The sequence below is a fragment of the Methylobacterium sp. WL103 genome, assembly GCF_008039885.1.
GTDB classification, from domain to species: Bacteria; Pseudomonadota; Alphaproteobacteria; order Rhizobiales; family Beijerinckiaceae; genus Methylobacterium; species Methylobacterium cerastii.
The window spans coordinates 1-11,595 of record NZ_VRUX01000083.1 but is presented as its reverse complement, the minus strand read 5'-3'; the positions used below and the strand labels follow the sequence as shown (position 1 = coordinate 11,595).

At 70.9% G+C, this 11,595-nt stretch carries 10 protein-coding genes and 1 pseudogene; 6 read left to right on the top strand and 5 right to left on the bottom strand.

Going from position 1 to position 11,595, the window contains the following annotated elements:
• Nucleotides 1-361, bottom strand: a 361-nt coding sequence (locus FV222_RS30620; protein WP_210248466.1) for a hypothetical protein, incomplete at its 3' end; no start/stop codon positions are given.
• Here FV222_RS30620 and FV222_RS07980 point away from each other — a divergent pair.
• Complete coding sequence (locus FV222_RS07980) at nucleotides 342-1,346, top strand: D-glycerate dehydrogenase (RefSeq protein WP_147751787.1); 1,005 nt, start codon at nucleotides 342-344, stop codon at nucleotides 1,344-1,346. The genes FV222_RS30620 and FV222_RS07980 overlap by 20 nt on opposite strands.
• Before the next feature lie 22 nt (nucleotides 1,347-1,368).
• Nucleotides 1,369-2,493, top strand: coding sequence for a hypothetical protein (locus FV222_RS07975; RefSeq protein WP_147813764.1), 1,125 nt, complete (start codon nucleotides 1,369-1,371; stop codon nucleotides 2,491-2,493).
• Nucleotides 2,494-2,526: 33 nt separating this feature from the next.
• Here FV222_RS07975 and FV222_RS07970 read toward each other — a convergent pair whose 3' ends face one another.
• Both FV222_RS07970 and FV222_RS07965 read right to left on the bottom strand, forming a co-directional pair.
• Nucleotides 2,527-3,144: a cyclic nucleotide-binding domain-containing protein gene (locus FV222_RS07970; RefSeq protein WP_147761599.1), complete on the bottom strand. Its 618-nt coding sequence runs from the start codon at nucleotides 3,142-3,144 to the stop codon at nucleotides 2,527-2,529.
• 95 nt (nucleotides 3,145-3,239) lie between these two features.
• Entirely contained in the window at nucleotides 3,240-4,454 is a 1,215-nt protein-coding gene (locus FV222_RS07965) for an NAD(P)/FAD-dependent oxidoreductase (RefSeq protein ID WP_246685373.1), read from the bottom strand.
• Between the two features lie 247 nt (nucleotides 4,455-4,701).
• On the opposite strand from FV222_RS07965, the gene FV222_RS07960 reads away from it, so the two are divergent.
• Both FV222_RS07960 and FV222_RS07955 read left to right on the top strand, forming a co-directional pair.
• The gene (locus tag FV222_RS07960) at nucleotides 4,702-5,400 is read left to right on the top strand and encodes a response regulator transcription factor (protein WP_147753479.1); all 699 of its coding nucleotides are present in this window, start codon (nucleotides 4,702-4,704) and stop codon (nucleotides 5,398-5,400) included.
• A 37-nt stretch (nucleotides 5,401-5,437) separates the two neighbouring features.
• Entirely contained in the window at nucleotides 5,438-6,871 is a 1,434-nt protein-coding gene (locus FV222_RS07955) for a HAMP domain-containing sensor histidine kinase (protein WP_147763849.1), read from the top strand.
• A 183-nt stretch (nucleotides 6,872-7,054) separates the two neighbouring features.
• Here the strand turns inward: FV222_RS07955 and FV222_RS07950 are convergent, their stop codons facing one another.
• Nucleotides 7,055-7,597 carry a hypothetical protein gene (locus FV222_RS07950; RefSeq protein WP_147763848.1) on the bottom strand — a complete coding sequence of 181 codons (543 nt, stop codon included), beginning with the start codon at nucleotides 7,595-7,597 and terminating at the stop codon, nucleotides 7,055-7,057.
• A 214-nt stretch (nucleotides 7,598-7,811) separates the two neighbouring features.
• Between FV222_RS07950 and FV222_RS07945 the strand changes: the two genes are divergently transcribed.
• Nucleotides 7,812-9,173 (top strand): nucleotide sugar dehydrogenase, encoded by a 1,362-nt coding sequence (locus tag FV222_RS07945; protein ID WP_147763847.1) that lies wholly within the window; start codon nucleotides 7,812-7,814, stop codon nucleotides 9,171-9,173.
• Nucleotides 9,174-9,469: 296 nt separating this feature from the next.
• Here FV222_RS07945 and FV222_RS07940 read toward each other — a convergent pair whose 3' ends face one another.
• A complete protein-coding gene (locus FV222_RS07940; protein WP_187277258.1) occupies nucleotides 9,470-10,444 on the bottom strand; it encodes a phosphoribosylaminoimidazolesuccinocarboxamide synthase in 975 nt (324 codons plus the stop codon).
• Between the two features lie 188 nt (nucleotides 10,445-10,632).
• Between FV222_RS07940 and FV222_RS07935 the strand changes: the two are divergent.
• Nucleotides 10,633-11,595: pseudogene (locus tag FV222_RS07935) on the top strand (glucosidase); the annotation flags it as partial.

The window sequence follows — 11,595 nt, the reverse complement described above, 5'->3', positions numbered from 1 at the left end:
CGCCCGCGGCGGGCGCGGCCAGCGCCGACCTGGTGGCCAGGGGAAGCGTGAGGGCGGCCGACGCCAGGAGGGCGGCGCCCGCGAAGAAGAGCCGAGCCAGCCGCATCGTCCATCTCCTGATCTGCGCACGACGAAGGAACGCCCGCACCGCGCGGCGATGCCGGCGCGGCACTTCCGATTGTGTTCCGGCCTGCCTCTGATAGAGAGGCCGGAAGCCGTCCGCACCTGTCTGGCGGAGCTCGGTTAACGGAGCTTGAAACCGGGGACGCGGCCGGTCCACGATGCGCCGACGCCGCGCGAGGCGTTCGTGTCGGGCCTGCCCGAACCCGGTGATGGGAGAGATGATGTCGTTGAAGCGCAAGCCGCTCGTCGTCGTGACGCGACGCCTGCCGGACGCGGTCGAGACGCGGATGCGCGAGCTGTTCGATGCGCGGCTGAACCACGACGACGCCCCGCTCGCGCCCGAGCAGATCGCCGCCGCGATGCGCGAGGCCGACGTGCTCGTTCCCACTGTCACCGACAAGATCGATGCGGGCCTCCTCGCCCAAGCCGGGCCGAACCTCCGGCTGATCGCCAACTTCGGCAACGGCGTCGATCACATCGACGTGTCGGCAGCCTTGGAGCGCGGCATCACCGTCACCAACACCCCCGGCGTCCTCACCGAGGACACCGCCGACATGACCATGGCGCTGATCCTGGCCGTGGCGCGGCGCGTGCCCGAGGGCGCGCGCATCATTCCCGACGACGACTGGACCACGGGCTGGTCGCCGACCTGGATGCTCGGGCGCCGCATCACCGGCAAGCGCCTCGGCATCGTCGGCATGGGCCGGATCGGCCAGGCGCTCGCGCGCCGCGCCAAGGCGTTCGGGCTGCAGATCCACTATCACAACCGCCGCCGGGTGCCGGCCGCGATCGAGGCCGGGCTGGAGGCGACCTACTGGGAATCACTCGACCAGATGCTGGCCCGCGTCGACATCGTGTCGGTCAACTGCCCGCACACGCCCGCGACCTACCACCTGCTCTCGGCCCGCCGCCTCAAGCTGATGAAGCCCGAGGCGATCGTCGTGAACACGGCCCGCGGCGAGGTGATCGACGAGAACGCGCTCGCCCGCCTGATCGAGGCCGGCGAGATCTCTGCGGCCGGCCTCGATGTGTTCGAGCAGGAGCCGGCGGTGAGCCCGCGCCTGGTCAAGCTCGCCAAGTCCGGCAAGGTCGTGCTGCTGCCGCACATGGGCTCGGCGACGTTCGAGAGCCGGATCGACATGGGCGAGAAGGTGATCATCAACATCAAGACCTTCATGGACGGTCACCGCCCGCCGGACCGGATCCTGCCCAGTATGCTCTGAGGCGCGCGGGGCGGGCATCGGCATGGCGGGCGTCGCGACGCAGAAGGCCACGGTTCCGGGTCTCGCCGCGCGCATGGCTGCGTTCCGCAGCCTCGGCGGCAATTGCGAGTTCGGCTTTGTACAGCGCTATTGCGGCGCCGAGCCCTCGGGCCTGCTCCGCTTCTCCTACACGCCGCTCGACGACCTGATCGATGCGCTGGAAACCCGCTTCGAGCGCTACGGCGCGCCCTCGGACCTCGTGCTGGCTCCGACCGCGACCGGCGTCTACTATTGCCGGAGCCGGACCTACAACATCTGGTCGAACACGCAGCGGGCCGTCGCGGGCACCGACCACGACGCGCTGCTCGAACGCGAGTACGGCCGGGTCGCGCATCTTAAGGCGAGGATGCTCGCCGACCTTGCCACCGGCGAGAAGATCCTCGTGCGAAAGGCCGACGCGGGACAGACCGACGCCGACTTCCAGCGCCTGGCCGAGGCGGTCTGGCGCCACGGCCCCTCGACCCTGCTGCGGGTGAGGGAAGCCGCCCCGGGCTCGGCGACCGAGCCGCTCCGGCGCACCGGCGACCTTGTGCTCGAAGGAAGCGTCCGGCGGTTCGCCCCCGGCGAGCAGGCCTGGGACGTCGAGCTCGAATCTTGGGTCGCGCTGTGCGACGCGGCCTACGCCGCCCATGCCGGCGTGGCGCCGGCCGCGCTCGCCACCGCGCCCTCGGCCGACGCGATGCGGCTTCCGCACGGGACGGCGCGGCACAAGGGACGGCACCGGGAGCGGGGCCTCAGCGCCTTCACCAAGCTCCTCGACACGACCCGGTTCGACCCGGCCAAACCCTACGTGTTCTCGGCCTGGGTCCGTATACCGGCGCACGCGTTGCCCGAGCGCGTCTTCGCCGTCATGGGCCGCGAACGGCTCGGCTGGTGCGACGCAGACCTCACCATCCGCAACCGGTGGCAGCGAGTCTGGGCTGCGGGGCGCGTCGGCGACGGGACCGACCGCCCCTGCGTCGGCCTCGGCCTGATCGGGGATGCTGGCGACCGATTCGAGTCCCGCGACTGGCATCTGCGGGAGGGGGCGGTGCCCGACTGGTCGGCCCCCCCGCCACCGGAGGCGATGGGCTTTTTCGCGCGCCTGCGCGACCGCCTTGGCGGCTGATCCGGGTTCGATTGTCCAAGCAGGGCGTGCAGCTCAGACTATGTCGCCGCCCACTGAGACTGGCGCGTTCGCGCTCTGGAACAGCCGCTCGCTCGTGAGCTTGAGGAAGCTGAAACCGAATTCCGGGTTCTGGTAGTAGAGCTGCTTGACCGCGGAATAGGGCACCTCCAGCGCCCGGCCAGCCTCCGTGCAGATCAGCGAAGCCGTGCGCCGGTTGCCCGGCGAGAGCAGGCCGAGCTCGCCCACGATGCCGCCGGCCCGCACCTCGATTTCGTATTCCGGTATGCGGAAGCAGCCGGCCTCGACGTAGTACATCGTCGTCGCCTCCTCGCCCATGGCGAAGAGCGCGGCGCCGGCCGCGAAGGCGCGCTCGGTGCCGTAGGGCTTGAGCCAGTCGAGGGAGAGGTCGCCCTCGGCGGCCGTCTCCACGTCGCGCACGAGCCGGACCATCTGCCAGAGCCGCCAGGCGTTGAACGGGATCTGGATCGCCTCCGTCAGCACCACCGGCATGCTGCCGATCAGCAGCCCGTAGGTGATGACCGCGGCGCTCGCGACCAGCGAGATGATCCTGAGGGGGATCATCGTACTCATCGCCGAGGCCGAGATGGTCAGCGCCGTCCCGAGATAGCCGATGCCCTCGACCCAGTTCATCAGACGGCCCCATTCCGCGTCGCGATCGCACGCCGCCTGATGCATCGCGTTTCGGGCCCGACCGCAAGACGATCCGGCGCCGCCGCCGCATCCCGTCAGGCGGCTGTGCCCATCCGGATACGCTCGGCGACGGCGACGGCGGCGCGCACGCCCTCTTCGTAGGCGCCGCCGGCGGTGCCCCATTGCTCGCGCGACAGCGCCTCGCCGGCAAACCAGATCGTCCCGCCGACCGCCTCATGGAGCACGCGGCGTGCACCCGCATGGCCGGGCGGCACCGAGGCCCAGGAGCCGCGCGACCACGGATCGTGGCGCCATTCGCTGACCGCTGGGATCGACAGGTCGTGCAGGCGGCGCGCTCCGAAATGGTCGGCCAGCGTCGCGCGCACGCGGCGGCGCAGCCCGTCCTCCCCGGTGCCGGCCGCGTCGATCTCGGCGGCGCCGACCGCGTCGAGCTCGAAGTAGTGGAACGGCGTGTCGTCGATCCGCGTGAGCAGGCCCGGCGGGCTGAGTCGGCCGCCGACGAGGCTCGCGAGGCGGTCCCGACCGCGGAACGGGCTCGACGGCCAGTGCAGCACCGCGTGCTCGTAGATGCCGGCGCGGAACCCGTCGATCGCCGCGCGGGTCGGCGCGGGCAGGGCCGGAGAGAAGGCGACGGCGTCGCGCAGCACCATCATCGGCACCGTCACGACCACGGCGCGGGCCTTCAGGCGCCGGCCGTCGGCGGTGGCGATGCGGACGCCGACGCCCGACCAGTCGATCCGCGTCACCGGACAGTTCAGCGCGATCGGCAGCTCTTGCGCGAGGCGGGCGAGGTAGCCGCCGAAGCCGCCGGCGATGAAGAAGTTGTCGCCGTATTCCATGCTGGGGAAGTCGTGCAGCGAGACCTCCTTCAGCGGCCGGCCGGAGACCAGCCCGTGGACCAGGGCGACGCGGGCGCCCCAGGGGCCGAGGCTGCAGGGCAGGGCGCTCGCCGCGGAGCGGTCCGGGCCGTCCTCGGCGGCGCCCGCATGCATCGCCCGGTCGGCGCGGTCGAAGGACCGGGCCGAGGCGGCGACCTCCGACGGACGTCCCGGGCGGCGTCCGACCCAGACGTGTCCCTCCTGCGCGGCGCGGCGGAGGGGCTCGTCGCGGGCGAAGCCCAGCTGCACGAGGGGGTTGATCGGCCCGGCATGAAGCCAATGCGCTCCGAGGTCGATCGCGTGACCGCGCAACGTCGTCGTCACCGTACGACCGCCGACGCGGTCCCGCGCCTCCAGCACGGCGACCGACAGGCCGGCGGCGATCAGGGTGCGGCGTGAGATGTCGTTCATGCGGGCTGTCCGTGAAATCCGATGCGCTCGGCGGGGCAGGACAAGCCGAAGGCCCACGATCCGATCCCCGCCCGCCCGCATGGCTGCCGCGCGGAACCGGCGAACCTGTCCGAACCGTCATCTTTTCGCGATGCTCCGGTCATCCGGGCGGTTCCAGGATGCGGGCGACCGATCGGAGGAGGACAGCCGGATCGTGACCGTCCAGACCCATTCCGCCCCGTCCCGGTCCGCGCTATGGACCGAACCCATGCGGCTCCTGATCATCGAGGACGATCGCGAGGCGGTCTCCTACCTCGTCAAGGCGTTCCGGGAGGCCGGCCACGTCGCCGACCACGCGACCGACGGCCTCGACGGCTACGGCCTCGCCTGCGACGGCGCCTACGACGTGCTGATCGTCGATCGCATGCTGCCGAAGCTCGACGGGCTCTCGCTGATCCGGTCGCTGCGCGAGCAGGCGGTGACGACGCCGGTGCTGATCCTGTCCGCGCTCGGGCAGGTCGACGACCGGGTGAAGGGCCTGCGCGCCGGCGGCGACGACTACCTGCCCAAGCCCTACGCGTTCTCCGAGCTGCTCGCCCGCATCGAGGTGCTCGCCCGCCGCGGCGGCGCCTCGGGCGCGAGCGCCGAGGCCACCGCCTACCGCGTCGGCGACCTCGAGCTCGACAGGCTGTCCCACCGCGTGACCCGGGCCGGCCAGGACGTGGCGCTGCAGCCGCGCGAGTTCCGGCTGCTCGAATACCTGATGCGCCATGCCGGCCAGGTGGTGACCCGGACGATGCTGCTGGAGCACGTCTGGGACTACCACTTCGATCCGCAGACCAACGTCATCGACGTCCACGTCTCGCGCCTCAGGGCCAAGCTCGACAAGGGCTCCGCCACGCCGATGATCCACACGATCCGCGGCGCCGGCTACATCCTGCGCGCCGACGAGGCGCGGGCGTCGTGACGACGGCCGTCCCTTGGCCGTCGCGAATCCCATCCCCGTGACGCCGCACGCCCCGGCGCCGGACGGCCCCCTCACGCGCATCCAGAAACTGTTCCGGACGACGGCGTTCAAGCTGTCGATCGCCTACCTCGTTGTGTTCGCGGCCTGCGCCGGAGTCGCGCTCGGCACCATCGCCTGGAGCGCGCGACGGGTGCTCGACGACCAGATCGTCTCGACGATCGACGCCGAGATCAACGGGCTCGCCGAGCAGTACAACGGCGGCGGGCTACGCCGGCTGATCGGGGCTGTCGAGCGGCGCGCGGCCGAGCCGGGCGCTTCGCTCTACCTCGTGACCACGGCCAACGGCGACCACGTGGTCGGCAACGTCGGCGACCTGCCCGCGAGCGTGCTGGCGACGCCGGGACAGGCCGAGACCACCTACGGCCGCAGCCGCGAGACGCAGGGGCGCGAGACCCACCGGGCGATCGTGCGGATCTTCACCCTGCCGGGGGGCTTTCGCCTGCTCGTCGGGCGCGACGTGGAGGAGCGCGACCGCCTGCGCGGGGTCATCGCCAGCACCCTCGGCACCTCGCTCGCCGTCGTGGTCCTGCTCGGGGTGATCGGCGGGTGGGTGGTCGCCAGCCGCGTGCTGAAGCGGGTCGATGCCATGACCGAGACCGCAGGCACCATCATGGCGGGCGATCTCGGCCGGCGCCTCCCGGTAGCGGGCAACGGCGACGAGCTCGATCGCCTCGCCCAGAACCTCAACCTGATGCTGGAGCGGATCGGCGAGCTGATGCGCGGCCTGCGCGAGGTCTCCGACAACATCGCCCACGACCTCAAGACGCCGCTGACCCGGCTGCGCAACCGCGCCGACGAGGCGCTCCGCGGCGAGCGCTCGCCGGACACCCTGCGCGCCGCCCTCGACGGCGTGATCGAGGACAGCGACGGTCTGATCCGGGTCTTCAACGCCTTGCTGATGATCGCGCGCCTGGAGGCCGGCAACACCCGCGAGATGATGGCGCCCGTCGACCTCGGGCCGGTGGTGCGGGCGATCGGCGAACTCTACGAGGCGCTGGCCGAGGAGCGCGGCCTGCACCTCACCGTCTCGGCGCCGGACGGCCTGATCATCGACGGCAACCGCGAGCTCGCGGGTCAGGCGCTCGCCAACCTCGTCGACAACGCCATCAAGTACGGCGCGGGAACCGCCTCCGGCGGCGACGGCACGATCGCGGTGACGGCCGAGCGGGCCGGCTCCGAGATCGTGGTGACGGTGGCCGACTGCGGACCCGGCATCCCGGAGGCCGAGCGCGGACGCGTCCTCGACCGCTTCGTGCGCCTGGAGGACGCCCGCTCGGCGCCCGGCTTCGGACTGGGCCTGAGCCTCGTCGCCGCGGTCGTCCGGCTACACCAGGGCCGCCTGACCCTGGCCGACAACGCACCGGGCCTACGCGTCGCGATCGCCCTGCCGGCGGCGGAGACTTCCGCCTGAACGATCTGATCCGGCGGCGACCAGGGCTTCATCGCGACGCCGATATTACCCTCGGCGCAGACGACGAAACCGGCGTTCCTTTCGTAGCGATCGATCGCGAACGCGTTCTGACGAACCTTTTCAGCGTTCGACGACCGCCTGCAGAGCCTGGCCCGCAGGGCGCCGTGCGGCAGCGCCAGCCGTTCAGTGCGCCTCCGGCGCCTCGTCGGCCTCGACGTCCGCGTCGTCGGCCGGTGCGGCGTCCTCGTCACCGTCCTCGGAATCGGATTCGGGATCGGCCTCGGAGGGCGCGGCCTTGGCGATGCTGATGAAGTCGCCCCGGCGGATGGCCTCGCCGCTGGAGGCCATGGTGCTGAGGTAGGCGTTCAGCGTGGCCGGCGCGACGTCGGGCAGGCGCTGGGCCACCTGCGCGGTGGAAAGCCCCTGCGGGCCGGCGCTTTCGAGCAGCGCCCGCAGGCGGCCCTTGGCGGAGTTCGCCCGGGGCCCGCGCGGGCCGCGGGTCGAGGGCTGTCCGCTCGAGGCGGCGCGGTCGGCGTTTCTGCGGGCCGGGCCGTCGGCGACGGAGACGGCGTCCAGGGGCGTGTTCTCGACGATCGAGCGCAGCGCGCCCTCGGCCATCTGCAGCTTCGCCAGCTCGGTGCCGATCCGCTCGTATTCGGCCTGAAGGAGATCGCGGCGCTGGCTGATCTCCGCAAGTGCCTTCGTGATGGTGTGATCTTCCGCCATGACCGCCTCTACTCTCGAACGACGGCCATAACCCATAGCCGTCTTGACCGGTCAAGACCTTCATCTGCACCGGACACGATCGGCCTGGAAAACCTTCCGCACCGATGCCCCCGCACTGGCCTGAGGACGTGGAGCGGGTAAGACACGCATCGGATCCGGCATCCGGGCTTCTGTGCCCGGTCCGTCCACGGGGACAGGCAATGGACACCCTTCGATGAGCGAAGCCCGACCCGCCGGCCCCCGCCTCTCGGTCGAGGAGGCGGTCGCGCGTTTCGCGGGCGGCGCCGCGACCCTTGGGGTGATCGGCTTAGGGTATGTCGGCCTGCCGCTCTGCCTCGCGGCCGCGGGGGCCGGGTTCGACGTGGTCGGGTTCGACATCGATGCCGACAAGCCGACGACGTTGATGCGCGGCGAGACCTACCTCGAGCACATCCCGGCCGACGCGGTGGCGGCGGCTGTGAGGTCCGGCCGCTTCCGCGCCACCGCCGACTTCGACGGCTTGGCGGCGGTGGACGCCATCCTGATCTGCGTACCGACCCCGCTGACCCTGCAGCGCGAACCGGACCTGTCGTTCATCCGCACGACCACCCAGGAGATCGCCAGGCGGCTGCGGCCGGGGCAGCTCGTCGTGCTCGAATCCACGACCTGGCCGGGTACCACCGATCAGGTCGTGCGCCCCCTGCTCGAAGCGCTCACCGGCCATCGCAGCGGAACGGATTTCTACCTCGCCTTCTCGCCGGAGCGCGAGGACCCCGGCAACGCCTCCTTCAGCACCGCGACGATCCCCAAGATCGTCGGCGGCGACGGGCCGGACGCGGCGCGGCTCGCCGAGGCGCTCTACGCGCGCTTCGTCGCCCGGACGGTGATGGTGTCGTCCACCGCGACGGCGGAGGCGACGAAGCTGACGGAGAACATCTTCCGCGCCGTCAACATCGCACTGGTCAACGAGCTGAAGGTGATCTTCGACGCGATGGGCATCGACGTCTGGGAGGTGATCGAGGCGGCCAAGACAAAACCCTTCGGCTTCACGCCGTTCTATCCCGGACCCGGCCTCGGCGGCCACTGCATCCCGATCGATCCGTTCTACCTGACGTGGAAGGCGCGCGAGTTCGGCATTGCGACCCGGTTCATCGAGCTCGCCGGCGAGATCAACCAGCAGATGCCGGGCTTCGTGCTCGACAAGCTCGTCCGCGCCCTCGACGCGCATGCCGGCCGCGGCCTGTCCGGCAGCCGCATCCTGATCGTGGGCTTGGCCTACAAGAAGAACATCTCCGACATCCGCGAGAGCCCCGCGCTCAAGCTCTGGACGATGCTGCAGGCCCGCGGCGCGCAGGTCGACTACCACGACCCCTTCGTGCCGGCGGTTCCGACCACCCGCGCCTACAAGGCCTTGAAGGGCGCGACCTCCACGGCACTCACGGCCGAGACGTTGTCGGCGTTCCACGCCGTCCTCATCGTCACCGATCACGACGCGATCGATTACGCGGCGATCTGCGACAGCGGCGTGATCGTCGTCGATTGCCGCAACGCACTTCGCAGCCGGGGCCTGACGGGGCCAAACGTCGTTCCGGCGTGATGGAAGCTTACTTTGCGCTCGCCCGTCGCGAGCAACGCTGTTGTCCTCCCGCGACGCCTGCGAAGGGATCGCCCCTGTATTCGTTCCACGCCGTCACCCCGGGGCTGCGCAGCAGAGCCCGGGATCCAGAGCCGCCGACGAAGCAGACTGGAACACGACCTGCGGTTCTGGATCCCGCGCGCCTCCGGCGCCCCGGGATGACGGGGAGGATTTGAACGCCGGTTTTTCCAGAGCCTAGTATCCGATTACCTTCGCGGGCGGCGGAGACCATCTGATCTTGGTCTCGACCCGAGCGGTTAAGAAAGATACGCCTTCAGGTTCCGGCGGATGCGCTCGAGTGGCACCTCGGCGGGATCGGGAAGAGTGAACGTCCGCCCGGTGATGGTCTCGAAGGCGTTGATGTAGACGGCCGCCGTCTCCAGCACGATCTCGGCCGGGATCTCGGGGATCGGATCGGTGTAGGGGTCGCAGCGCGCGACCACCCAGTTGCGGACGAAGTCCTTGTCGAAGCTCTCCGGGGCGGCGCCGGCGGCGAAGCGCTCGGGATAGGTCTTGGCGAACCAGTAGCGGCTGCTGTCGGGCGTGTGGATCTCGTCGGCAAGCACGATGCGGCCGTCGGAATCGGTGCCGAACTCGTACTTGGTGTCGGCCAGGATCAACCCGCGCTGCGCTGAAAGCTGCTGGCCGCGGGCGAACAGCGCGAGCGCCGTCTCAGACACGGTGCGCCACTGCTCGGCCGTCAGCAACCCCTGGTCGAGGATCGCGTCGGCGGTCAGCGGCGCGTCGTGGGCGCCGTCGGCGGCCTTGGTGGTGGGCGTGATGATCGCCTGCGGCAGCCGCTCGTTCGGGCGCATCCCGTCCGGCAGGGTGTGGCCGTACATCGCGCGCGCGCCGGCCTTGTACTGGGTCAGGATCGAGGTCGCGGTGCTGCCGGCGAGGTAGCCGCGCACCACGATCTCCACCGGCAGGATGTCGAGGCGACGCCCCACGAGCACGTTCGGGTCCGGGTAGGCGAGGACGTGATTGGGGCAGAGGTCGGCGGTGGCCTCGAACCAGTAGCGCGCGGTCTGCGTCAGCACCTGCCCCTTGAAGGGGATCGCGGCGAGCGCCCGGTCGAAGGCGCTGATCCGGTCGCTGCTGATCAGGATGCGGCGCCCGTCCGGGAGGTCGTAGTTGTCGCGCACCTTGCCGCGATAATGGTTCGGCCATTCCGGCAGCGTCGCGTCCTGGAGGACCTGGTGGGCGTGCGGGGCGAGGGAAGCCTTGTCCAAACCGGGATGCTCCATCAGGCGGCCGATCAGGATGGCGGTGTGGACCAGCGCGCGCGGCGTGACCAGCCCCCGGCATCTGCCTTATTCAACCCGCCCTTGCACGATCGCGCCGCCCATGGGACCGGTCGGCCTCGCGCGCGGCGTCGGCGCCCCGTCCCCGACGCGCCCGAACGGAGGCGATCCCGGACGTGCCCCACACCCACCGACCGCCGCGCATCTTCGACACCGTGGAGGGGCGCCGCCTCGCCGAGACCCGCGCCGACCCGGCCTGGCGCCTGTGGGGGCCGTATCTCAGCGACCGGCAGTGGGGCACGGTACGCGAGGATTACAGCGCCGACGGCGAGGCCTGGGACTACCTGCCCCACGACCACGCCCGCTCGCGCGCCTACCGCTGGGGCGAGGACGGCATCGGGGGCTTTGCCGACAAGGACCTCAACTGGTGCCTGTCGCTCGCCCTGTGGAACGGCCGCGACCCGATCCTCAAGGAACGCCTGTTCGGCCTGACCAACGCCCAGGGCAACCACGGCGAGGACGTCAAGGAACTGTACTATTACCTCGACGGCGTGCCGACGCACGCGTACATGCGGATGCTGTACAAGTATCCGCACGGGGAGTTCCCGTATTCGCGCCTGACCGAGGAGAACGCCCGCCGCGGCCTCGACGACCGCGAGTTCGAACTCGTCGACACCGGACTGTTCGACGAGGGCCGCTACTGCGACGTCACCATCGAATACGCCAAGGCCGGCCCGCACGACGTGCTGATGCGCGTCACCGCGATGAACCGCGGGCCTGACGCGGCGACGCTGACGCTGCTGCCGCAGCTCTACGCCCGCAACACCTGGTCGTGGGCGAACGGTCCGCGTCCCGACCTGCGGCTCGCCGCCGACGGCACCGTGCTCGCCATCCACCACGCGATGCCGCCGATGCGGCTCCACGCCGACGGCGCGCCGGAATGGCTGTTCTGCGAGAACGAGACCAACGCCCACCGCCTGTTCGGCGCTCTGACGGCCGGCTACCCGAAGGATGCGATCGGCCGCCACGTGGTCGAAGGCGAAGCGGATGCGGTCAACCCCGACCGGTCCGGCACGAAATGCGCCGGCCGTCACCGCCTCGTCGTCCCGCCGGGCGGCGCGCTGAGCCTGCGCTTGCGT

Bases quoted from the DNA above. Each gene is read 5' to 3' on its own strand.
- FV222_RS07970 (WP_147761599.1), bottom strand. From the start codon at position 3,144: ATGAACTGGGTCGAGGGCATCGGCTATCTCGGGACGGCGCTGACCATC.
- FV222_RS07945 (WP_147763847.1), top strand. From the start codon at position 7,812: ATGAGCGAAGCCCGACCCGCCGGCCCCCGCCTCTCGGTCGAGGAGGCG.
- FV222_RS07975 (WP_147813764.1), top strand. From the start codon at position 1,369: ATGGCGGGCGTCGCGACGCAGAAGGCCACGGTTCCGGGTCTCGCCGCG.
- FV222_RS07950 (WP_147763848.1), bottom strand. From the start codon at position 7,597: ATGGCGGAAGATCACACCATCACGAAGGCACTTGCGGAGATCAGCCAG.
- FV222_RS07965 (WP_246685373.1), bottom strand. From the start codon at position 4,454: ATGAACGACATCTCACGCCGCACCCTGATCGCCGCCGGCCTGTCGGTC.
- FV222_RS07960 (WP_147753479.1), top strand. From the start codon at position 4,702: ATGCGGCTCCTGATCATCGAGGACGATCGCGAGGCGGTCTCCTACCTC.
- FV222_RS07980 (WP_147751787.1), top strand. From the start codon at position 342: ATGATGTCGTTGAAGCGCAAGCCGCTCGTCGTCGTGACGCGACGCCTG.